Source organism: Bradyrhizobium sp. Ghvi, assembly GCF_900115265.1.
Taxonomy (GTDB): Bacteria; Pseudomonadota; Alphaproteobacteria; order Rhizobiales; family Xanthobacteraceae; genus Bradyrhizobium.
On sequence record NZ_FOVU01000001.1, the window covers coordinates 503,868 to 526,887 of the forward strand.

At 63.9% G+C, this 23,020-nt stretch carries 22 protein-coding genes; 9 read left to right on the plus strand and 13 right to left on the minus strand.

The genetic code is table 11. The features are described from left to right. Positions 1–138: 138 nt before the first annotated feature. A complete protein-coding gene (locus BM374_RS02425; protein ID WP_092288967.1) occupies positions 139–861 on the minus strand; it encodes a hypothetical protein in 723 nt (240 codons plus the stop codon). Positions 862–1,045: 184 nt separating this feature from the next. On the opposite strand from BM374_RS02425, the gene mbfA reads away from it, so the two are divergent. From mbfA to BM374_RS02445, 4 genes are all read left to right on the plus strand, one after another. Next, complete coding sequence (gene mbfA, locus BM374_RS02430; protein WP_092288968.1) at positions 1,046–2,017, plus strand: iron exporter MbfA; 972 nt, start codon at positions 1,046–1,048, stop codon at positions 2,015–2,017. A 9-nt stretch (positions 2,018–2,026) separates the two neighbouring features. Then, on the plus strand, positions 2,027–2,887 hold the full coding sequence (locus tag BM374_RS02435) for a hypothetical protein (RefSeq protein WP_092288969.1): 861 nt from the start codon (positions 2,027–2,029) through the stop codon (positions 2,885–2,887). Positions 2,888–2,918: 31 nt separating this feature from the next. Continuing rightward, positions 2,919–3,446, plus strand: a complete 528-nt coding sequence (locus BM374_RS02440) for a cytochrome b (RefSeq protein ID WP_092288970.1) — start codon at positions 2,919–2,921, stop codon at positions 3,444–3,446. A gap of 90 nt (positions 3,447–3,536) precedes the next feature. Further along, entirely contained in the window at positions 3,537–5,009 is a 1,473-nt protein-coding gene (locus BM374_RS02445) for an amidase (RefSeq protein WP_092288971.1), read from the plus strand. Positions 5,010–5,259: 250 nt separating this feature from the next. Here the strand turns inward: BM374_RS02445 and BM374_RS02450 are convergent, their stop codons facing one another. Both BM374_RS02450 and BM374_RS02455 read right to left on the minus strand, forming a co-directional pair. Next, complete coding sequence (locus tag BM374_RS02450; RefSeq protein ID WP_092288972.1) at positions 5,260–6,348, minus strand: Zn-dependent alcohol dehydrogenase; 1,089 nt, start codon at positions 6,346–6,348, stop codon at positions 5,260–5,262. Positions 6,349–6,427: 79 nt separating this feature from the next. Continuing rightward, positions 6,428–8,212 carry an acyl-CoA dehydrogenase family protein gene (locus BM374_RS02455; RefSeq protein WP_092288973.1) on the minus strand — a complete coding sequence of 595 codons (1,785 nt, stop codon included), beginning with the start codon at positions 8,210–8,212 and terminating at the stop codon, positions 6,428–6,430. Between the two features lie 232 nt (positions 8,213–8,444). Between BM374_RS02455 and BM374_RS02460 the strand changes: the two genes are divergently transcribed. After that, positions 8,445–9,146, plus strand: a complete 702-nt coding sequence (locus tag BM374_RS02460) for an SDR family NAD(P)-dependent oxidoreductase (protein WP_092288974.1) — start codon at positions 8,445–8,447, stop codon at positions 9,144–9,146. A gap of 156 nt (positions 9,147–9,302) precedes the next feature. Continuing rightward, complete coding sequence (locus BM374_RS02465) at positions 9,303–10,133, plus strand: enoyl-CoA hydratase (protein WP_092288975.1); 831 nt, start codon at positions 9,303–9,305, stop codon at positions 10,131–10,133. Between the two features lie 237 nt (positions 10,134–10,370). On the opposite strand, the gene BM374_RS02470 is transcribed toward BM374_RS02465, so the two are convergent. After that, a complete protein-coding gene (locus BM374_RS02470) occupies positions 10,371–10,994 on the minus strand; it encodes a GNAT family N-acetyltransferase (protein ID WP_092288976.1) in 624 nt (207 codons plus the stop codon). A 76-nt stretch (positions 10,995–11,070) separates the two neighbouring features. Continuing rightward, a complete protein-coding gene (locus tag BM374_RS02475; RefSeq protein WP_092288977.1) occupies positions 11,071–11,274 on the minus strand; it encodes a DUF1127 domain-containing protein in 204 nt (67 codons plus the stop codon). A gap of 110 nt (positions 11,275–11,384) precedes the next feature. Here BM374_RS02475 and BM374_RS02480 point away from each other — a divergent pair, with 110 nt between their 5' ends. Both BM374_RS02480 and BM374_RS02485 read left to right on the plus strand, forming a co-directional pair. Beyond that, the gene (locus tag BM374_RS02480) at positions 11,385–12,278 is read left to right on the plus strand and encodes a transcriptional regulator GcvA (protein WP_092288978.1); all 894 of its coding nucleotides are present in this window, start codon (positions 11,385–11,387) and stop codon (positions 12,276–12,278) included. Between the two features lie 142 nt (positions 12,279–12,420). Continuing rightward, positions 12,421–13,761, plus strand: a complete 1,341-nt coding sequence (locus BM374_RS02485; RefSeq protein ID WP_092288979.1) for an MFS transporter — start codon at positions 12,421–12,423, stop codon at positions 13,759–13,761. A 139-nt stretch (positions 13,762–13,900) separates the two neighbouring features. Here the strand turns inward: BM374_RS02485 and BM374_RS02490 are convergent, their stop codons facing one another. From BM374_RS02490 to BM374_RS02500, 3 genes are read right to left on the minus strand one after another with little or no spacing between them, the layout of a single operon-like run. Next, positions 13,901–14,314, minus strand: a complete 414-nt coding sequence (locus tag BM374_RS02490) for a Rieske (2Fe-2S) protein (RefSeq protein WP_092288980.1) — start codon at positions 14,312–14,314, stop codon at positions 13,901–13,903. Continuing rightward, positions 14,314–15,423 (minus strand): amidohydrolase family protein, encoded by a 1,110-nt coding sequence (locus BM374_RS02495; protein WP_092288981.1) that lies wholly within the window; start codon positions 15,421–15,423, stop codon positions 14,314–14,316. Before BM374_RS02495 ends, BM374_RS02490 begins: the two co-directional genes overlap by 1 nt. Positions 15,424–15,448: 25 nt before the next feature. Then, the gene (locus tag BM374_RS02500; protein WP_092288982.1) at positions 15,449–16,507 is read right to left on the minus strand and encodes an amidohydrolase family protein; all 1,059 of its coding nucleotides are present in this window, start codon (positions 16,505–16,507) and stop codon (positions 15,449–15,451) included. 143 nt (positions 16,508–16,650) lie between these two features. On the opposite strand from BM374_RS02500, the gene BM374_RS02505 reads away from it, so the two are divergent. Continuing rightward, positions 16,651–17,136, plus strand: a complete 486-nt coding sequence (locus BM374_RS02505; protein ID WP_092288983.1) for a CinA family protein — start codon at positions 16,651–16,653, stop codon at positions 17,134–17,136. Positions 17,137–17,148: 12 nt separating this feature from the next. Here BM374_RS02505 and BM374_RS02510 read toward each other — a convergent pair whose 3' ends face one another. The 5 genes from BM374_RS02510 to BM374_RS02530 form a co-directional block, all read right to left on the minus strand. Then, entirely contained in the window at positions 17,149–17,424 is a 276-nt protein-coding gene (locus tag BM374_RS02510; RefSeq protein WP_177248049.1) for a DUF1488 family protein, read from the minus strand. A gap of 136 nt (positions 17,425–17,560) precedes the next feature. Next, complete coding sequence (locus BM374_RS02515) at positions 17,561–18,175, minus strand: tetratricopeptide repeat protein (RefSeq protein WP_092288985.1); 615 nt, start codon at positions 18,173–18,175, stop codon at positions 17,561–17,563. A 120-nt stretch (positions 18,176–18,295) separates the two neighbouring features. Next, complete coding sequence (locus tag BM374_RS02520) at positions 18,296–19,765, minus strand: AMP nucleosidase (protein ID WP_092288986.1); 1,470 nt, start codon at positions 19,763–19,765, stop codon at positions 18,296–18,298. Between the two features lie 164 nt (positions 19,766–19,929). Further along, complete coding sequence (locus BM374_RS02525; protein ID WP_143270140.1) at positions 19,930–21,264, minus strand: HlyD family type I secretion periplasmic adaptor subunit; 1,335 nt, start codon at positions 21,262–21,264, stop codon at positions 19,930–19,932. Beyond that, complete coding sequence (locus BM374_RS02530) at positions 21,261–23,009, minus strand: type I secretion system permease/ATPase (protein WP_092290154.1); 1,749 nt, start codon at positions 23,007–23,009, stop codon at positions 21,261–21,263. Before BM374_RS02530 ends, BM374_RS02525 begins: the two co-directional genes overlap by 4 nt. Positions 23,010–23,020 lie beyond the last annotated feature (11 nt).

A 23,020-nucleotide genomic window follows, 5' to 3' on the forward strand; every position in this document is an offset into this window, starting at 1 on the left:
GGGCACCATGAATGCGACGAACAGGACCTTCGGGTCCTGTTTTCTTTTGCCGAGGCCGTCGCCGGCAGCACTAGATGGAAGCACCCGCGGCTGGTACCGCGCGCAGTTTAGAGAAGGCGCAAACCCGCCAGCGGTCGCCTATTCGTTGCGGGCCTTCTCCTTGGCCGCGCGATGGAGATGCCGGTAAGTGCCGTCGAACACCGTATCGGATGACGATGTCCATTCGGTGCCGGCAGCCAGTTTGGGACGACTGTTGTAGATACGGCGAGCCTGGAGCTCGCGCTCCGCCGCTTCCTCTTCCTCCATCGGCTCGAGCTCGAAGTTCGCCTCCTCGGGAATGACGATGATTTGAGCGAAGGGCTCGTTGGGTCGGAAGATGTGGGTTTGGCCTTCGGCCGGCGCCTTGAAGACGCAAAAGAACATCATCGGCCACCAGTTGCGGATCAACGCAGGGACCGCGATCGGCACCGTGTCGGTGCGATCGGCATAGAAGCGCGGATGCGGCTCGGTCCGAATCGCCATGCCTTTCTCGACCTTGAGATCGAGCAGGATCTGATAGGTGTAGAATGCGTCGCCAAACCTGCGAAACGGCGGCCATTCCGCGCCACCTTCCGGCGGCTCGCCCCAATCGGCCTCGAGGACCAGGCGCCCGTCTCTGGTCGTGACACGAAGCTCGAAGTCATAGGGATAGAACAGCTCGATGCCGTATTGCGCGCCCTCGGAAAACGGCACGCAATGCCAGACCTGCTCACGCGAACCGTTCGCACGCGGCTCGCGCGTGCCAGCCCAGCCCGGGATTTCCAGCTTTGTGCGGCGGGGCGCCAGCCGGGGATCGTTCAGACGAAACTTGACCTTGGCCATTCTTCACCCGTCCATTCACATTATAGAATTCAAACTTTTACGTCGCGGCAGGTTTCCATGCTCCCAGCGCCATCCGTGGCGGCGCGTGGATTGTCAGGATTCGCGTGGCGAGCGTGAATTGACCCTGAACGAATTGCAGCCTATATCGATTTAGAACCGTTCTAAACTGATAACAGGCCAATTCGTGAAGAACTTTGCCGATCTGACCGAGCGCGAGGTGCTTGCGGTCGCGATCTCCTCCGAGGAGGAAGACAGCCGCATTTACATGAGCTTCGCCGAGGATCTGAAGGAACGCTACCCCGACTCGGCCAAGCTGTTCGAGCAGATGGCCGAGGAAGAGCGCGGCCATCGGCACATGCTGCTGGAAATGTACGAGCAACGCTTCGGCCAGCATTTGCCGCCGATTCGTCGCGAGGATGTGAAGGGTTTTCTGCGCCGCCGACCGATCTGGCTGACCAAGAACCTGCCGCTCGACACGATCCGTCGGGAAGTCGAGACCATGGAGCTCGAAGCCGCGCGCTTCTATGCGAAGGCCGCCGATCAGGCCGAGGACGTCAATGTCCGCAGGCTGCTGGGCGATCTCGCCGAAGCGGAAAAGAGCCACGAGAACACCGCAGCAAGACTGACCGACGAGATCCTCAAGCCCGACGTGCGCGCCGAAGAAGATCGCACGCGCAGGCGGATGTTCGTGCTGCAATATGTGCAGCCGGGCCTCGCCGGCCTGATGGACGGCTCGGTCTCGACACTGGCGCCGCTGTTCGCCGCGGCCTTTGCCACGCATCACAACTGGCAGACCTTCCTGGTCGGCCTTGCCGCCTCGATCGGCGCCGGCATCAGCATGGGGTTTGCGGAAGCGCTGTCCGACGACGGCTCGCTGACGGGGCGCGGCTCGCCATGGCTGCGCGGGGTGACCTGTGGCGCAATGACGACGCTCGGCGGGCTCGGCCACACCGCGCCCTATCTCGTGCCCGACAGCTGGGCAAACGCATTCTGGATCGCCACCGCGATCGCCTGCGTCGTCGTGTTCTTCGAACTCTGGGCGATCGCGTTCATCCGCTCGCGCTACATGGACACGCCATTCCTGCAAGCCGTATTCCAGATCGTGCTCGGCGGCGCCATCGTGCTGGCGGTCGGCATCTTGATCGGGGCGGCGTAGGCGACGGTGATGAAGGGACATCGTTCATTCAACGCAGCAGGCCTTGCGGCAGTGTTGACCCTCCCGACCCTGGGCGGAGCCGCGCACGCGACCGATGAAATTCAAGTCTACAACGCCGGGATCGCCGAGATCGGCCAGTTCACGATCCAGCAGCATCTGAACTACATCGCGCTCGGTCAGAGGAATCCGCCCTTTCCCGGCGGGCTCGCCTCAAATCACAGCCTGAACGGCACCCCGGAATTCGCCTACGGCGTGACCGACTGGTGGGAGGTCGGGCTCTACCTGCCGTTCTCGATCCAGGACGAGCGCTTCTATTCGGACGCCTTCAAGCTGCGCACGCTGTTCGTTTCGCCGCATGCCGAGCAGCGCAATTTCTTCTACGGCGTGAACTTCGAATTCAGCAACGAGACGCCGCCATTCTCCCAGTCCCGCTTCTCGATGGAGATTCGTCCCATCATCGGGATACGGAACAGCGACTACGAGTTCATCGTCAATCCGATCGTCGACGTCCATTTCGGCAAGTTTGCCGAACAGCATTTCACGCCGGCGGCGCGTATCGCACGCAAATTCGGGGACGATCTGTTCGCAGGATTCGAGTACTACAGCGACCTCGGCCAGATCGGCAATTTCGACAAGCTTGCGGACCAGCAGCATACGCTGTTTGCTGTCACCGACTTCAAGGCTGGCGTGTTCGACGTGAACTTTGGCGTCGGCTACGGGTTGACGCCGGGCTCCGACCGCCTCGTGGTCAAGACTATCATCGGCTATGCCTTTCCAGTACCGGGGCAGAAACCGGACGCCGGCTCGCGGATGACCAGCGGGCCCGTCAATCCGTTCACCCATGCTGCCGTGCGTGGCTTCCAGCCCTGACCGGCGCGACCGTTCAATGCCAGGGATCCTCATGACCCGCCTTCAATACGGCACGCCCGCCAAGATTTTCCACTGGCTCATCGTCGCCCTGCTGGCTGTGCAGTACCCGATCGGCTGGTTGATGCCGGATATCCATCGGGGCATGAGCCCGGGCGCCGGCATGACGTTCCACATATCGATTGGGCTGACGATCCTGCTGCTGACGGCGCTCCGTTTTGTCTGGCGCCTCACCCATCCGGTCGCGCCTGAAAGCTCCCTGCCCGCCTGGCAGCGCTTGTCTTCGGAGGCCGTCCACTGGCTGCTCTACGTGCTGGTGCTGACGACGACGATCTCGGGCTGGCTGTTTGCGTCGTTCCGCGGTTGGTCCGTCTCGTTCTTCTATCTCGTGCCGCTGCCGATGCTCGCGTCCGACAACGCAGCCGCCGGCCGGGCCATCGACGGCCTCCACCAGGCGATGGAATGGGCGCTGCTCGTCACCATCGGCATTCACGTCGCAGCCGCGCTCGCGCATATCTTCATCTATCGCGACCGGGTCATGCGGCGGATGCTGCCCGGGTAGCATTCCGGACAGATCAACCGCGATCAAACGGCGGTTGCGGCATCGGCTAAAACTGCGCATCATTCCTTAAGTGAACCGCAGGAGCATGTCGTGGCCAGATCGGAATGGAGTTTCAAAACCGCCGTCGAGCTGTCGGCCGCATTGACGGCGAAAAAGGTGTCCGCCGTCGAGCTCACGCAAGATGCGATCGACCGCATCGAACGTCACGACGGCAAGATCAACGCGGTCTGCGTCCGGGATTTCGACCGCGCGCTGGACGCCGCGCGCGAAGCGGATGCGGCGCTGGCCCGCGGCGAACGAAAACCGCTGCTCGGCCTGCCGATGACGGTGAAGGAATCCTACAACATCGCCGGCCTGCCAACGACCTGGGGCAATCCCGCGCATAAGGACTTTATTGCCAGGGAGGACGCGCTGCCGGTGACGCGGGTGAAGGACGCCGGCACCATCGTGCTCGGCAAGACCAACGTGCCGCTCGCCCTCGCCGACTGGCAGAGCTACAACGATATCTACGGCACCACCAACAACCCTTACGATCTCGGCCGCACGCCCGGTGGTTCATCCGGCGGCTCCTCGGCGGCGCTCGCAGCGGGTTACGGCCCGCTGTCACTCGGCTCGGATATCGGCGGCTCGCTGCGCGTGCCCGCATTTCACTGCGGCGTCTACGCACACAAGCCGACCTTCGATCTGTTACCGTCTCGTGGTCATACGCCGCCACCGGCTCCCGCACTAGCTTATGAGCGCGATCTCGCCGTGATCGGACCGATGGCGCGAAGTGCCGGCGATCTATCCCTGCTGCTCGATGTCATGGCCGGTCCCGACCCGCTCGACAACGGCAAGGCCTACAGGCTCGAGCTGCCAGCCGCGCGTCACGGCTCGCTGAAAGAATTCCGAGTTCTCGTGATCGATTCCGATCCGGTGCTGCCGACCGACACCGCGGTGCGCGGCAGCATCAATACGCTCGCCGACAATCTCGCCAAAGCCGGCGTCAGGATCGAGCGCAGCAGTCCGCTGCTGCCGGATTTCGCGACGTCCTCGCGCCTCTATATGCGGATGCTGCTGTCGTTCCTCGCAGCCAGCTTCTCGCCCGAGTTCTACGCAGGCGCAGTTGCGGCAGCCGCTACCCTGCCGGCCAGCAACAACAGCCTGCAGGCCGAACGCCTGCGCGGCATCGCGCTCAGCCATCGTGACTGGCTGCTGGCGCGCGGCGGCCGGACACGCCTGCGCGCGCAATGGCACGAGCTGTTCAAATCCTTCGATGCAGTGATCTGCCCGATCATGCCGACGCCGGCCTATCCGCACGATCACTCGGAAGACCAGGAGCAGCGCCGCATCCTGATCGACGGCAAGGAGCACGTCTATACCGACCAGCTCGCCTGGCCCGGCATCGCCACGCTCCCCGGCTTGCCCGCGACCGCGATCCCGACCGGATTCGCACCTGATGGACTGCCGGTCGGCGTGCAGATCGTCGGCCCGTGGCTGGAGGACCGTACGCCCTTGAGGCTCGCCGAATTGATCGAACGCGAGTTCGGCGGCTTCGTGCCGCCGAAGATGTTCGAGGATTGAGGTCTCGTCGTCGGCCACGTGTCGCAGAAAGTTGGGCTAAGGCCACCTCATTCCGCTGTCATGCCGCGGCTTGCCGCCTTCGCTCACGCTTCGGCGCGCCGAGCGGCCGTGTGGGCCTCGGCGTAGCCTTGGCGGAGCCGGGACCGGGGCATCCAGTACGCCGCGGCGGTAGTTGGTGCGCGCAACTGCCGCCGCGGCGTACTGGATCGCCCGGTCAAGCCGGGCGACGACACCGTCATTGAGGTTTCTACTAGCTATCAAACACGATCACGCTGCGCAGCGTCTTGCCGGCTTTCATGTTGGCGAAACCCTCGTTGATCTCGGAGAGCTTCAGCTTGGCCGAGATCCAGTCTTCCAGGTGCAGCCGGCCACGCAGGTAGAAATCGACCAGCCTCGGCATGTCGACACGGAAGTGGTTTGAGCCCATCGAGGAGCCCTGGATCTTGCGCTCGCGCAGGAAGTCGAAGCCATGCAGCTCGATCTTCTGGCCGAACGGGATCATGCCGACGATGGTGGCGGTACCGCCGGCGGTGAGCATGGCAAAGGCCTGCTCCGCCGTCTCCTTGCGCCCGAGTACCTCGAAGGAATGATGCACGCCGCCATTGGTGAGGTCGCGCACCTGCTTCACCACGTCGCCATCGGCGGGATTGATGATGTCGGTCGCGCCAAGCTTGGTCGCGAGCTGGAGCTTGGCCGGATTGGTGTCGATGGCGATGATGCGGCCGGCACCGGCGATCTGCGCGCCGTTGATCGCGGCCATGCCAACGCCGCCGCAGCCGATCACCGCCACGGTCTCGCCGGCCGTCACCTTCGCCGTGTTCACCACCGCGCCGTAGCCGGTGATGACGCCGCAGCCGATCAGCGCGGCGAGATCGAGCGGCATGTCCTTCCTGATTTTGACGATCGCATTCTCGTGCACCAGCATCTGCTCGGCGAAGGACGAGAGATTGAGGAACTGGTGCAGCTTCTCCGGCTTCGACCATTGCATCCGGTTGGAGACGCCGGGCAGCATCTTTACTGTTGTGTCCGTGCAGAGCACGGTGCGGCCGGTGGTGCAATTGTCGCAGGTGCCGCAGAACACCGACAAGCAGGTGACGACGTGATCGCCCGGCTTCACGTAAGTCACGTCGGAGCCGACCTGCTCGACGATGCCGGCCGACTCGTGCCCGAGCACCGCCGGCAGCGGATGCGGATAAAGGCCTTCCATGAAGTGAAGATCGGAGTGGCAGAGACCGGCAACCGCGGTGCGGATCAGGACCTCGCGCGGGCCCGGCTTCGGCAGGCTGACGTCCTCGACGACGAGCGGCTGGTTGACTTCATAGAGGACGGCGGCCTTCATGGGGTGTTTCCTCGTTGTTGTTTGTTCGTTGGATCCGTTGGCTGTCCACCTCTCCCGAAGGGAGAGGTGGAAAGAGAGCCTACGACGCCAGAGCCAGTTCGCCAACCTCGCTCATGCTGGCGTCGCGATCACCCAGCAGGAGCGCAGCGATCTTGGCCTGGGTGGCATTTTCCGTCAGCCGGAACGGGTCGCTCAGCGCCACCCGGTGATCAACCACCAGCCGCGACAGCAGAAGCCGACGTGCGTCGCCGCGCATCGCGTGGATGCGATGCGCCTCCCAGGCGAGCGCCACTGCGCTGGAAACGTGATAGAGCACGCTGGTGGCGCGCCGCGCGTCGGCCTCGTTCTCGGACGTCCCGGCGACTTCGCGCGCAAAACTGACGGCGCGGTCGACGAGCACGCGCAGATTGTCGCGCCAGGCCTGCGGCACCGAGGCACTGTCATCGAGCCGCGAATGCAAATCGGCGGATAGCGCGGATTCGGCGCCATGGCGACCGACGGCGCGGCGGAGTGCATCGATCGCGACGATATTGCCGGTGCCTTCCCACACCGAGCCGAGATGCGCATCACGCAGCAGGCGCGGAGTGGCGAATTCCTCGATGTAGCCGATGCCGCCGCGCATCTCGAGCGCATCGCCGCAGACCTTTCGTGCATCGCGCGTGGCCCGGAATTTCAGCGTCGGCGTCAGGATGCGCAGCAGCGCTGCCGCATCCTGGCTGCCGGCTTCGGCGCGGTCGAGCGCATCGGCCGTGAGAAAGCTCATGGACAGCGCCTGCTCGACCGGCAGCATGATCTTAAGCATCTGCCGTCGTCCCAGCGGCAGGTCGATGATGCGGCTTCCGAACACCACGCGGTTCTTGGCCACCGTCATGGCGTCGTGATAGGCGCGGCGCATCAGCGCGGCGGATTTGACGCCGTTGGACAGCCGCGAGGAATTCACCATCTCGGCCATCTGCACGAAGCCGCGATCGAGCTTGCCGACGGCATAGGCGATGGCGCCTTCGAGCTTGATCTCGCCCGAGGCCATCGAGCGGGTACCGAGCTTGTCCTTGAGGCGCACGATCCGATAGTGGTTCTGCGAACCGTCGTCGAGGAAGCGCGGCATCAGGAACAGGCCGACGCCGCGCGTGCCCGGGGCCGCGCCTTCGGGCCGCGCCAGGAGCATTACGACTTTCGCGTCCGCATTCGAGCAGAACCATTTCTCGCCATAGAGACGCCAATGGTCGCCCTCCTGCACGGCGCGGGTTGTCAGCGTGCCGACGTCGGAGCCACCCTCCTTCTCGGTCATGAACTGGCCGCCCTGGGTCAGCTTGCTCATGTCGGTCGAGGTCAGGCCGTCGAGATATTTCGCCTTGAGGGCATCGCTGCCGAAATTCGCCAGCAGTTTTGCGCAGCCGTCGGTGACGTTGATCGGGCACCCCATGCCGAATTCGGTCTGGTTGAACAGAAAGGTGAAGGCGTGCTTGGCCACGACAGGATATTTGTCTGGCCAACCCATGATGCCCTTGCGGAGCGAGAGCGCGTGGATGCCGAACTCGCCGAATGCGGCATTCTCCAGCTCGCGATAGGCCGGATGATATTCGATCCATTGCACGTCGCGGCCGAACTTGTCGCGCTGGTGCAGCACCGGCGTGTGCCGGTCGGCAAGCCGCGCGCACTCGTCGAGATGGCCGCCGGCGAGTTCACCGAGACGGTCCAGATGCGGCTCGATGTGGCGGAAGAGCGTGTCCGGCAGATGGATGCGCAACATATCCCTCAGCGCCGGGTCGGCGCGGTAGAAATTCATGCCCGTGGTATCTGGCGCCAGCAGGCCGGATGGTGCGGCCGCGACATGCTGTGGCTGCGCTGTGACCGGCTCGTGCATGATCGTCCTCTTGGTTTTCGCCCGGCGGCATTCTTATCGCTTGCCGCTTGAGATGATGTCGATCATGCTCCCCTTGCGAGGGGCAATAAAGCCGCAAATCGTCAGGGCGGCATGATTGCCGTGAAGGAGCAGTTCGCTCTGCGGAATGTGATTAGTCCGGTCTGTGACTGCGGCTGGTTGTCCACGCGGCGGATGCCTAGATCAATGACGTCTGTCCCTGAGAGATCACACCATGGAACACCCGACTTACAAGATCGCCCTCATCGTCGGCGCAGGCGAAGGCCTGAGCGCCTCGCTGGCGCGGCTGTTGTCCGCGCAAGGCATCCGAGTCGCGCTGGCCGCGCGCAAGATCGAGAAGCTCGGTGCGCTCTGTAGCGAGACCGGCGCCAAGGCCTATGCCTGCAACGCCACCGAGCCCGAGGAGGTCGAGCGCCTGTTTGGCCTCGTCGAGCGCGAGATCGGCACGCCCGACCTCGTCGTCTACAACGCCAGCGGCCGCGCGCGCGGGCCGTTCGTCGATCTCGTCCCAACCGACGTTGCCAACGCGATCGCGGTGAGCGCCTATGGCGGCTTCCTGGTGGCGCAGCAGGCGGCGAAGCGCATGCTGCCGAACCAGCATGGCGCGATCCTGTTCACCGGTGCCTCGGCCAGCGTCAAGGGCTACGCGCAGTCCGCACCGTTCGCGATGGGCAAGTTCGCGCTGCGCGGGCTGGCGCAGAGCATGGCGCGTGAGCTGTCACCGCAAGGCATCCATGTCGCGCATTTCGTCATCGACGGCGGCATCCGCAGCGCGGCGCGCAACGACCCGGCGGACAAGCCGGATTCGATGCTCGATCCTGATGCGATCGCAGAGAGCTATTGGAATGTGCTGCAACAGCCGCGCAGCGCCTGGAGCTGGGAGCTCGAGCTGCGCCCTTGGGTGGAGAAGTTTTAAACCGAGACCCCGTAGGGTGGGTTAGCCGAAGGCGTAACCCACCTCTTCTGTCTCCGCGAACGCTAAAGAGGTGAGTTACGCCGAGCGTACCTGCGCCAGGCGCAGTCCGCTCAGCTAACCCAGCCTACGAGAGCCAACAAGAACAGGGAGGAATCATTGACCACCGAAACCACCATCGATACCGGCACCAACGAGCTCCTCTGCGTTGTCAGCGACCGCGTCGCTGTCATCACGCTGAACCGGCCGGAGGCGCGCAATTCGCTGTCGGACGCGCTGACGCCGGCGCTGCGCATGATGATCCGCACCTGCGGCGAGAGCCCCGATGTCGGCGCGCTCCTGATCACCGGCGCCGGCGAAGCGTTCTGCGCCGGCGGCAACGTCAAGGGCATGGGCGCGCATCGCGATCCCAAGAAGCTGGAGATGTCGCTCGAGGATCGCATCGCCGATCTGCAAGAGCGGCAACGGTTGCTGACGGGCGCGCTGGCGTCGGTACGCAAGCCGACAATCGCAGCCCTTCCTGGCCCCGCGGTCGGTGCCGGGCTCGCCATCGCCATGGCCTGCGACATCCGCATTGCCGCGCAATCGGCGTTCGTCGCCACCGGCTATGCCCGCATCGCGCTGTCGGGCGATTACGGCATCGCCTGGCTCCTCACCCGTCTCGTCGGCACCGCGCGGGCGCGCGAGCTGATGTTCACCGGCGATCGTGTCGATGCCGCGCGCGCGGAAGCGATCGGCCTCGTCAATCGGGTCGTCCCCGACGACAAGTTGCAGGCCGAGGCCCTCGCCCTGGCCAAGTCGCTCGCCGAAGGCCCGCGCCTGGCGCTGCGCTACATGAAGGACAATCTCGACGAGGCCCTGCTGTTCGACTTCGAAACCGCCAGGGATCACGAGGCCGAGCGGCTGGTGCGCCTGACCACGACCGCCGATCACAGGGAGGCCGTGCAGGCTTTCATCGAAAAGCGCAAGGCGGTGTTCACGGGGAAGTAGGAGCGTTCGAAAAATCGCGAACCGTCACCCTGAGGTGCTCGCCTCTTCCGCGAGCCTCGAAGGGCGACGGCCCGACTGCTGCTGCGCGGAACTGCAGCAAGCAGCGGGGCCGTATCATCCTTCGAGGCTTGCTCAGCGGCGCAGATGCGCCGCTGAGCGCGCACCTCAGGATGACGGGTTTGATATTGGCAAAAAAACGCCCGGCGCTGGTTGGACCAGGCCGGGCTTGCAGTCGTGTCAGGCCGAGGCTGAGGGGCTGTCGGCCTGACGGGAAAGAGCGGCGAGGCGCCAGCTGGCGCAGGGAATGTCGTTCGGCGCGACGTTGATCTCCTTGTCGAAGCGCACCAGCTTCCAATCATCAGGATGATTGACGAAGGAGAAACCGGATTTGCGAGCGAGCGAGATCATGGTCTCGTTCGAGCGCAGTGTGTCGCCGAACATGTGCTCGGCGCCAAGGGCTGCTGCGCGGCATTCGAGATTCTTCAGAAGCGCAGTGGCGATGCCACGACCATGCCAGCGATCGTCCACTGACAGGCCGAATTCAAGCATCGAGGTCTCGGCATGCAAGGCATAGCGCGCCTCGGCGACGATGGTCTCGAAGCCGTCGACCACGGTGGTCGCGACTACGGTGAAACGTTCGCGCTCGCCGATCTGAAGGAAGTCGTTGAGCAGCCCCTTCGGCAGCTCGCTGATCGCGCCGAAGAAGCGGTTGTAGCGGGAGCGGGTCGAGAGCGAACGGAAGTAGTGCTGAAGCTCGTCGGTGTCGCGCGGCTCGACGAAGCGCAATTTGAGCGCATCACCCTGCCAGGTGCGCAGCGTGTCCGAATATTGCTTCAGGTCCTCCAGGCGATAGGTGCCCATGACACGCGCCCACGTAAAACTCGAATAGGGGACCGCCGGCGCCCCTGGGATCAGGCGGCGCCGGCTTGGCGGCCTATCAGGCCCGCCAGAAGGGTTTGTCAGCCTCATAGGCAACGTCGGACCAGGACAGGCCAACGTCGTGGAGATCACGGGCGGTCCAGTTGGTGAGCTCACGCCTGTTGCGGTAGCGCTCATGCCAGAGATGGAGCGTCTCACTGACCTGCCGGATGAGGCCTGGCGCATGATGATTTGTCATCGAATTATCGGTCAACGTAGACATTTTCAGCTCCTTGAGCTAAGCTTAACACTAATATCTGCCTCCGAATGCGCTGCCACAAACGACAATTTGTACCCCTTCGCATGAATTAAGCTCATGCATGCTGCTGCCAAATGACTGCCAGATTGCCATCCCTGAACGGTTTGCGGGCCTTTGAAGCGGCCGCGCGGCATCTCAGCTTCACACTGGCCGCAAGCGAGCTGAATGTGACGCAGACCGCGATCAGCCATCAAATTCGGCGTCTCGAGGAGGAGCTCGGCATCCGTCTGTTCATCCGGCAGAACCGCTCGCTGGCGCTGACCCCCGAAGCGCGTGACTACCTCCCCGGTGTCCGCGCTGCCTTCAACGATCTTCGCCTCGCCACCGACCGGCTGCTGCGCAAGGACGACGACAAGGTGCTGACGGTCTCGACGATCGCATCACTCGCGGCGAAATGGCTGCTGCCGCGTCTGACCGATTTCCAGGAGACCCATCCCGGCATCGACGTCCGCATCACCACCTCGACCAGTCTCGTCGACTTCCAGCGCGACAATGTCGATGCCGCGATTCGCTACGGCCGCGGCCAGTGGCCGGGCGTGCGTGCCGAGTGGCTGATGGCGGACGAGCTGTTTCCGGTGTGCAGTCCTTCCCTCCTTCGCGGCGAAAAATCGCTGCGCACGCCGGAGGATCTGAAGGACCATGTGCTTCTGCACACCAGCACCAGCGATGACTGGCGCCTCTGGCTGACAGCGGCGGGGCTTTCAACCAGCATCTCACGGCAGCCCGGCATCACCTTCGATATGACTTTCATGACCGTACAGGCGGCGATCGACGGCATGGGCGTGGCGATGGGCCGGACCTCCTATGTGCAGGACGATATCGCCAAGGGTCGGCTGGTGGTCCCCTTCAAGATCGCACTGCCGGCGGATGCAGGCTTTTATCTGGTCTCGCCGGAGGGCCGCCGCGAGGCGCCGAAGCTCGCGGCCTTTCGCCAATGGGTGCTCGCCGCGACCCAGAATAAAGCCTGAAAACTCATCAGCTTCCCCAGCGAAATGGGTTGACTCGCAACGTCCCGCGCGAGAGGGGTAGCCAGATTGTCGCAGCAGCAATTTGTCGCCTTGCCGTGAAATGAGTTCCGGTCCGGCCACGTCTCGAAGGGGAGTAACGTTCATGGCTGGACCAGCCACCAACCCGCCCGCAATCAAGTCGCGCATCGGCGCGATCCTGCGCGCCACATCAGGCAATTTTCTCGAGCAGTTCGACTTCTTCCTGTTCGGCTTCTATGCGCAGGATATCGCCAAGGCGTTTTTCCCGGCCGCAGACGAGACCGCGGCCCTGCTCAATGCGTATGGCGTGTTCTGGCTCGGCGCGCTGATGCGCCCGGTGGGCGCCATCGTTCTTGGTGCCTATATCGACCGTATCGGCCGGCGCCAGGGCCTGATCTTCACACTCGCGCTCATGGCGCTCGGCACCGTGGTGATTGCGTTCTGCCCCTCTTACGCAGCGATCGGTGTTGCCGCTCCGGTCATCGTGCTGATCGGCCGATTGATCCAGGGCTTCTCGGCCGGCGTGGAGCTCGGCGGCGTTTCCGTCTATCTCTCCGAGATCGCCACGCCCGGCAATCGCGGCTTCTACACCTCGTTCCAATCATCCAGTCAGCAAGTCGCGATCTTCGTCGCAGCGATCCTCGGCTTCATCCTGAGGGAGCTCATCCCCGGCGACACCTTCCTCGATGTGATCGGCGGCGTTGCGAAATGGCGTATCCCGTTCTTTGTCGGCTGCATCATCATCCCGGTCATTTTCTTCCTGCGGCGCTCGCTCGAGGAAACCCCGGCCTTCCTGGCCATGAAGAAGCATCCGACCGCGCGCGAAGTGTTCGCGTCGGCGATCGCCAACTGGCGCATCGTTATCCTCGGTATGATGATCGCCGTGCTGACCACCACGACCTTCTACTTCATCACGGTCTATGCCCCTGGCTTCGGCAAGCAGCTCAATCTGTCGCCGACCGGAACGCTGCTGGTGACGCTTCTCGTTGCTGTCACCAACTTCATCTGGAATCCGGTCGGCGGGGCGCTGTCCGACCGCATTGGGCGCAAGCCGGTGTTGGTGACGATCGCGGCCCTATCGTTCCTGACGGCTTACCCCGCGCTGTCCTGGCTCGCGGCAGCTCCCAGCCTCGGGAAACTGCTGGCGGTGCAGATGATGTTCTCGTTCTACTTTGGCGTTTACAGCGGCACGATGCTGGGATGCCTGGTCGAGATCGTGCCGGCCCATGTCCGCACCACCTGCTTCTCGATCGCTTTCGCCCTCGCCGCAGGCATCTTCGGCACGTCGACGCCCGCCGTGGCGACCAAGCTGATCAGCATGACCAACGGCGACAAGGCCTCGCCGGCGTATTGGCTCATGTTCGGAGCGGCACTCGGCATCATCGCCGCGCTAACCGTTTATCGTGGCGGCAAGCAGGCGGTGCCTGCCTATGATACGGCTAGGGAGCCCGCGACGGGACAGTAAGACGGCGTCATTCCGGGGCGCCTCGAAGAGGCGAGCCCGGAATCCAATTCTCCCATTGTTCCACACGCACGATGGATTCTCTGATGCGCAATTGCGCATCGGAGCTCGATGCTTCGCATCGCTCCGGAATGACGGAGACTTACAGCTCCACCACGACGTAGTCGCTCTCCACTGTCACCGTGACAGTCTCGGCCACATACGGTCCCTTCACGACGCTTGCGCCCGGCTCGACATGGGCCGCATAGGCCTTCACGCGGAAGCGGCGGGGATCGCAGTAGGACTGGCCGGTGCGGATGTCGAACTCCCAGCCGTGCCAGGGGCAGCGAATGATCTCACCAAGCCTGGTGTATTCGATCTCGCCGGGATCCCCGGACTGCGCAAGCCCGATCAGCGGGCCCTCGCACAAGGCCGCCCCCTGGTGCGGGCAGCGATTCATCAAGCCGAAATACTCGCCCTTGATGTTGAAGACCGCGATCGGCCGTCCCTCGATCTCAAGGAATTTTCGCGTCCCCGGCGGAAGCTCGTCCACCGGCGCAATCACATGACGCGCCATCAAGCTATTCCGTAGAGCTTCTTGGCATTGCCGAGATAGAACGCCTCGCGATTGGCTTCACTGACGCCTGCAGGCAGCACGCGTGACGGCTCGTCATAATCCCAATGCGGATAATCGGTCGCGAACAGCAGACGGTCCCAGCCGATCCAGTTGATGACGTCGAACAGGTCTTCGCGCCTTTCAGGGTCCTCCATCGGCTGCGTCGTCCACCACACCTGCTCGCGGATATATTCGGACGGCGGCCGCTTGACGTGCGGCACCTCGCTGCGCAGCCGCTGCCAGACCTTGTCGAGGCGCCAAGCCAGCGACGGCGCCCAGCCGAAGCCGGCCTCGATCATCACCATCTTCAATTTCGGGAAGCGCTCGAACACGCCTTCCAGCACGAGACTCGCCAGCGCCGATTGCTGGCACTGCGAATGGCCCACCATCTCCTCGATGTAATAGGACGGCCAGCCCGACGGCGTGATCGGGTTGCCGCCAAACCCGAAGGCGTGCACGCCGACTGGAAGGCCCGCCTCTTCCGCAGCCTGGTAGATCGGCCAATAGCGGCGCTGGCCGAGCGGCTCGACGTTGCGGCTCAGCAGCAGCACCTGCACGAAGTTCTTGTCGCCGGCGCGCTCGCGGATCTCGGCGGCGGCCGACAGCCCGTCCTCATTGCCGACGACGATGGACGCCTTCAGCCGCTTGTCCTTGCTGGTCCATTTGTCGATCTGCCAGTCGTTGATCGCCGAGCACAGCGCCGCCGAGAGCTCGTGGTTGCGGATGCCCTGGCCGGTCCCCAGCGGATTGAGCACACCAAGCTGCACGTTGTTCGGATCGAGCAGTTGCTTCTGCATGAAGGCGAGCGAGGAGCCCTGCGGGCCGCCTTCCGGCGGATAGGCATCGCGGCGCGAGGCATTGGGCTGAGCCTTCGGATAGGGCGGCCCTTCCATCATGCCCTGATAGGCATGAACGCCGTAAATCTCGAGGTGATGCTGCCAGCGTTTGGCGAGATAGGGATAAAGCTCGGCCCGGGTGGCGCGTGCCGGATGGATGTCGCAGTCCGCAATCGCGGTTTTCGTCGTCGATGGGGAAGCGGCCTCTAGGCTCTCGCGGAACTGGATATTCATCGCCTTGCCTCCTTTGGCAGCGGGCTCATTTCAGGCGGGGATAAGTCGTATGCGGATTGTCGATCATGATCTTGCGCACGAGATCGGGGGCGAGCCCCTCGGGCAGCGCATCCTGGCCGTCGAACTGCCAGTGCGGATAGTCCGTGGAGAATAGGACCAATTCGTCGGACTGCATATGCTCAAACAAGCGATTTAATGTCGCCGCGTTCGGCGGCGCATCAAATGGCTGTAATGAGAAGCGGATGTTGCTGCGCACAATCTCCAGCGGCGCGCGATCGACCCATGGCGTCTCCATTCGCACCCCACGCCAGAATTTGTGTAGCCGCCAGAGATACGGCGCGATCCAGGAGACGCCGGACTCCAGCATCACCATTTTCAGGTGCGGATATTTGGCGAACACGCCTTCGACGATCAGACTGGTGAGCTGGGTCTGGAACGCCTGGGCCTGACCGACATAATCCTCGATGTGGTAGGAACCCCAGCCCACCGCGGTCGGTGGATTGTGATAGGCGGAACCGGCGTGAATGCCCACCGGCAGATCGTGTCGTTGCGCGGCCTCGTAGATCGGCCACAGCGCGCGTTTGCCGAGCGGCACGTCGCCCATGACCAGCATCAGCACCTGCACGAAGCGCTGGTCCGCTGCGCAGCGCTCGATCTCGGCGACGGCTTTTTCGATGCTTTGCGTCGGGATCACGATCGAGCCGCGCAGCCGGGAATCGCGGTCGAGCCATTCTGTCGCCAGCCAATCGTTGACCGCGCGGCAGAAGGCAGCCTGCATGTCCTCGGAAAACACCATTTGCACGCCGTAGAGCGGATTGCAGATCGCATAGCCGAGCTGGAAGGGATCGAGCACGTGGCGCTGCATGTCCTGCAGGCTCTCGCCGGGCTTTCCTTTCTCGGGCCGCCAGTCGGGCCGCGCAGTGATCGGTGAGTTCTGCGGATAGGACTGAGAGACGAGGTCGACCATGCCGCGCGTCGTCACCTGATCGCGCCAATAGTCGTTCAGGTACGGCAGCAGGCTGGTCAGATGCGGCACGGCCGGATGTACGTCGCAATCCACTCCGCCGGCGATCAGGGACGTCATGACGTCTGCCTTCTCACGTTTCCTGGCATGTCTGTTCTTGTATCCACCATTCAAGCAGGCCTGCCCGTCGCCCGCAACTCAGCCAAGGCTTCCGTCATATGCTAGGAAGGCGGAGCTCGATTGCGAACGAACAGGGGGACGGGATGAAAGAACTCATTGGGATTGCGGAACGGGTCGCCGCGAAACTGATCGCGCGCAAAGAGACTATCGCCGTCGCGGAATCCTCGACCGGCGGCTTGATCGCTGCAAGCCTGCTCGCGGTGCCCGGCGCGTCCGCTTATTTTCTCGGGGGCGCGGTGGTCTACACCCGCGATGCCAGACGCGTGCTGATGGATATTTCGGATGAAGGAATGAAGGGCTTTCGCTCCTCATCGGAGCCATACGCGCAACTGTTGGCGGAACAGATGCGTGGCCGCTTCAGCTCCGACTGGGCCCTGTCTGAGACCGGCGCCGCCGGCCCGACCGGCAACCGCTACGGCGATGCCGCCGGCAATAGCTGCATGGCTGTGGCGGGGCCTGCAGCCGAGGTGATGACGCTGGAGACTGATAGTAATGACCGGTTCGCGAATATGCAGGTGTTCGCTGCGACGGCGCTGAAATTGCTGCTGAAGAAATTGGAGGCGCGGTGACAGCCAACCTTCTCACCGTCTCAAATGCCGTATGAATATCCGTACCACATAGCCTTTGAACCGCGGCGCCTCGTCGTAGAGGTCCGAGGCGATCCGCTCGATGGTCTCGCGCAGCGAGGTGAACTGCGCCTGCCGCGCGCTGCTCTCGGTGCCCTGCATGCCCGCCAGTTCATCCATCGCGGCATCGCTGATCTGGCACTGCACGACTTCATCGTCGCTCAGCATGGTGAAGCGAAAGGCCAGCCGTTCGAGGTCGTGGCCGATGATCCTGTCGCGCGTCAGCGGCATTCGATTGTCCCGTTCGCGCCCCCGAACGGGACAATGCTGAAAATCTGACGCTTTGTCACCATCCGCGCCGACGGACAGAGCAGCCACCGGGGGAGCCTGCAACAGCACTGCTCCGTCGAATGGCGCCGCTCCGGCTTCAGTAGACGAGCGCCGTGCCGGTCGGCTTGTCGAGTGCGGCGGCCAGCGATCGATACTCTTCGCAATCCGTGCCGCAGATGGCTGCAATCCGGCTCAGATGATAGAGCGCCTGCTCGCGGTTACCCCGCTCGAGCTGCCAAAGACCATAATACTGCCACGTCAATACGTGGTTCGGATCCGCCTTCAGCGCGCGCTCGTACCAGACCTGCGACTGCTCGTAATCGCCGAGCTTGCGATAGGAGTAGCCGATCAGGTTGGCGACGTTCGGATGGTCGTCATGGCCCAGCGACTTCAATTGCGCGATCGCGGTCGCATAGTCGTTGCGCTCGTAGATGGTGTCATAGGCCATGCGATACCCGGCCGCGAATGCGGGATCGCCGATACTGGATTGGTTGTTCGGCTTCTTGCCTTTTTGGGTTGCCTTGGTGCCCCCGCGTTTTGGATAGACTGGCTGCGGTTGCGACGCCTGGCCCGAAGAGGACGCGGCAAAGGGATCGGCCCCACCTCCGCCGCCGCCTCCACCCCCACCGCCGCCCGCGGCAAACGTCGGCGAACTCAACAAGACTGTCGCAAATGTACCCAGCGTGACGAGCCTGATCGTCCTCGTGAACATCTCCGCCTCCTGTGCAGTTTCAAGCGGCCCCGGACGAATTGATAACCCTGCCTCGGCAGCATTATTCCGGAGCGCTGTGCTGACGGAAACATCGGCGCTCTTGCGGCAGTTCTGTTGTCCTTATTGAAAGGCCACCTCGGCAAAGCTGCGAAGCTTGCGCGAATGCAACCGCTCCGATTCCTGCTGCTTGAGCCGTTCCAGGGCCTTCAGGCCGATCTCGAGATGCTGGCCGACGCGACGCCGATAGAACTCGCTGGCCATGCCGGCAAGCTTGATTTCGCCATGCAGCGGCTTGTCGGAGACGCAGAGCAGCGTACCATAGGGCACGCGGAAACGATAGCCGTTGGCGGCGATCGCAGCCGATTCCATGTCGAGGGCAACGGCACGCGACTGCGACATGCGGCGGATCACCTCGGGACCGGAGATCTCCCAATTGCGGTTGTCGACGCTGGCGACCGTGCCGGTGCGCATCAGGCGCTTGAGCTCGAAACCTTCCAGGCCCGTGACGTCCTCGACCGCCTGTTCCAGCGCCACCTGCATCTCGGCGAGCGCCGGGATCGGCACCCACAGCGGCAGCTCGCGATCGAGCACGTGGTCTTCGCGCACGTAGCCATGCGCGAGCACGTAGTCGCCGAGCCGCTGCGTGTTGCGCAGGCCGGCGCAATGGCCGAGCATCAGCCAGGCATGTGGCCGCAGCACCGCAACGTGATCAGTGACGTTGCGCGCGTTGGACGGGCCGGTGCCGATATTGATCAGGGTGATGCCGCGATAGCCTGGCATGACCATATGGAAGGCCGGCATCTGCGGGCTGCGCAGGGGCGCATCGCCGCTCGTCGCTCCGCCGCTGTGCGTGATCACATTGCCGGGCGCGACGAAGGCGTCGAGGCCGGCCTCGCCGGACTGGAGCCGCTGCTGGCAGAGCTGCGCGAAGGCATCGACGTAGAACTGGTAATTGGTGAAGATCACGAAATTCTGGAAATGCTCGGGATCGGTGCCGGTGTAGTGATAGAGCCGGCGCAGCGAGTAATCGACGCGGGCAGCGCGAAACAGCGACAACGGCTCTGGCGAGCCCGGCCGAAGCTCGAACGTGCCGTCGGCGATGGCATCGTCCATTGTGGTGAGATCAGGTACGTCGAATGCATCGCGCAGCGATCGTGCGACGGACGAATTCTCGCTGGTGGTGATGGCCGCCTCGATGTTGATATCGCGGCGATATGCGAAGTGAATCGGGATCGGCTCGTTGGACTCGCCGATCTCGACGGGAACGCCGTGGTTCTGGATCAGCAGACCGATCTGCTCGGTCAGATAACTGCGGAACAAATCCGGCCGCGTCACGCTGGTCTCGTGCACGCCGGGGCCCGCGACGAAACCGTAGGACAGACGCGAATCCAGCCGCGCATGCGTCGCGGTGGTCAGGCGGACGAAGGGATAATAGGCCCGCACCCGCGTCGTGATCGTATCGCCCGAGACATAGGCCTCGAACCGGTCACGCAGGAATTTGGTGTTGCGCTCGTAGATTTCCTCGAGACGGGCGACAGCCGCGGAGGCATCGGAGAAGGATTCCGTGGCAATAGAGGGTGGAGATTGCATTGTTCGAGCGCCGGGTTGTTGAGGCTTCGAGTCGAACTATAGCAAAGAAGAAGGTGTCGTAGGGTGGTTAGCGCAGCATAACCCACCACTTCTGCTTCACGGCTAGAGAAGTGGTGGGTTACTGCTTCGCCTGACCCACCCCACGCAACCGAGATTGTCGCGTTTCACTTCTCGCGGAAGGCCCGCATGAACTGGTCGTGCAGCGGCTTCAACAGGTAGGACAACATGGTGCGGTCGCCGGTCTGCACGAAGGCTTCCACCGGCATACCGGGAATCAGCTTGGAATCGCCGAGCCGGGCGACCTCCTCGGCGGACATCGAGACGCGGATGGTATAGTAGCTCTGGCCCGTGCGCTGGTCCGTGGTGACGTCGGGTGAGACGCGGCTGACGACGCCGTTGAGCTCTGGTGTGGTACGCTGGTTGAATGCGGACAGACGCAGCAACGTCTTCTGGCCGATCTGCAGCTTGTCGATATCGACGGGATTGACCTTGGCCTCGACCTGGAGGTCGTCGGTCTGCGGCACGATCAACATCAGCGTATCGCCGGCGGTGACGACGCCGCCGACCGTGTGCACCGTCGATTGCAGCACCATGCCGTCCTGCGGGGCGCGAATGTCGACGCGGCGGAGCTGGTCTTCGGCCGCGACCTTGCGCTCGATCAGCTCGCCGATCTTGTCGTTGGTCTCGCGCAAATCCTTGGAGACCTCGCTGACCATGTCCTTGTCGACCTGGATGATCTGGAGCTCGGTCTCGGTGATCTTGCCTTTGGCCTGCGCCCGCGAGGCGATGTATTGAGCCCGCTCGCCGTTGAGGCGGGCGCTGTCGCGCTCCAGCGTGGTCAGGCGAGAGATCTGCACCAGGTGCTTGTCGTAGAGATCGCGCACGCCGGTGAGTTCCTGCTGCACCAGGTCGATTTCCTTGTCCTTGGCCTTCTCCTGCGCTGAAAGACCTTCGATCTCCTCGTTGAGCTGCTGGATGCGCTCGCGGAGCTGCGCCTTCTGGCCGGCACGGCCGTTGACGCGAACGTCGAACAGCTTGCTTTCGCTGTCGATCAGCGTCTTGACGTCGGGATCGCTGATGCGATCGCGCAGCGATTGCGGAAACTCGATCTTGTCGAGCCCGCGCTGCTCGGCCTGGAGTCGCGCCGCGCGCGCCTGGGCCGCGTCGAGATTCTTGACCACGATGGCGAGGTTGGCCTTGGTCACGGTGTCGTCGAGCCGCACCACGATGTCGCCGGCCTTGACCACGTCACCGTCGCGTGCGCGCACCTCGCCGACCACGCCGCCGGTCGGATGCTGCACCTTCTTGACGTTGGATTCGACCACGATTTGACCGGGGGCGATCAGCGCGCCTGATATCAGCACTGTCGATGCCCAGCCGCCGAGGCCGACGGCCAGGAACAGCACGATTCCGAGCCCGAGGATCAGGTGAAACCGGATCGATTCCCGTACAGTCTTGGGCGCAGCAGGCTTTGTGCCGCCAACCGTCATCGTGCTCATGCTTTGGCCACTCCGCCTTCGCTGACGACCTTGATCGGCGCCGGCGGCGCGACGCGAGGCTGGAGCACCTGGGCGAGCACCTGCTCCTTCGGGCCGAACGCCTGCATGCGGCCGTCGCGGAGCACCAGGATCTGGTCAACCGCCTCGACGCCGATGGGACGGTGCGCCACGACGATGACGATCGCACCGCGTTCGCGCGCGCGGCGGATGGCGCGGGTCAGCGCCTCGTCGCCTTCGGTGTCGAGATTGGAATTGGGCTCGTCCAGCACAATCAGAAACGGATTGCCGTAGAGCGCGCGCGCCAGCGCCACGCGCTGGGCCTGACCCGCGGAGAGCGAAGTGCCCTGCTCGCCGACCTGCGTGTTGTAGCCCTCGCGCATCTTGATGATCATCTCATGCACGCCGGCCTCCTTGGCCGCGGCGATGATGCCGTCGGAGGTCGCTTCGGGATCGAAACGGCTGATGTTCTGTGCGATGGTGCCGCCGAACAGCTCGACGTCCTGCGGCAGATAGCCGATGTGGCGGCCGAGCGCGTCGGACGCCCACTGGTCCAGCGCCGCGCCGTCGAGCCGGACCTTGCCGCGGACCGGCTGCCAGACGCCGACCAGCGCGCGGATCAGCGAGGATTTGCCGGAACCGCTCGGCCCGATCACGCCGAGGCCGTTGCCGGCTTCAAGTGCAAGGGTGACGTCCTGGACAATCAGGCGCTGGTCGCCCGGCGCCACCATGGCGACGCCTTCGACCGAGAGGCGGCTGGTGGGCGCCTGCAACTGGGTCGGCATCGCCTGCGCCGGCATCTGCTCCAGGAGGCGGCTGAGGCGATGCCAGCTCTGGCGGGCCGCCACGAAGGATTTCCAGTGCGCGATCGCGAGATCGACCGGCGCCAGCGCACGGGCCGAGAGGATCGAGCCCGCGATGATGATGCCGGCTGTCGCCTCCTGGTGGATGACGAGATAGGCGCCGACCGCGAGCACGGCCGACTGCAGCATCATGCGCAGCACTTTCGCGATCGCACCGAGGCCGCCGGCGACGTCGCTCGCACGCTGATTGCCCGAGAGATATTTTTCGTTGGCCTCGCTCCAGCGCTGGTTCAGCCGGCCGGTCATGCCCATCGCCACCAGCACTTCGGCATTGCGGCGGCTGGATTGGGCGAGGTCGTTGCGCCGGGCGGCAAGGCCCATCGCCTCCTTCGCAGGCTGGCGGGACAGGAACTCGGTGACCAGCGTCAGCCCGACCAGGATGACGGCCCCGACCAATGCGGTCACGCCGATCATGACGTGGAAAGCGAAGCAGATGGCGAGATAGAGCGGCAGCCAGGGCAGGTCGAAGAACGCGCTCGGGCCCATGCCGCCGAGGAAGGAGCGAACATTGTCGAGGTCGCGCAGCGGCTGCAGTCCCTCGTTGCGGCTGCCGACCAGCAGCGGCAGGCGCACGATGGTGTCGAACACGCGCTTGTTCAGGGCCTCGTCGAGCGCGGTGCCGACCCGTCCCAGAATGCGGCTGCGGATCATGTCGAGCACGCCCTGCGCCGCGTAAAGACCGCCGGCGAGGACGATCAGGCCGACCAGGGTCGGGATGCTGCGGCTCGGCAGCACCCGATCGTAGACCTCCAGCATGAAGATCGACCCGGTCAGATAGAGCAGGTTGATCATGCAGCTCATGAAGCCGACGCCGACGAACGCCGTGCGGCAGGCACGCAGCGCGTCACCGAGCTCTGAACGGCGGAGGCCGGGAACGGCTGCCATCAGTCTGATCT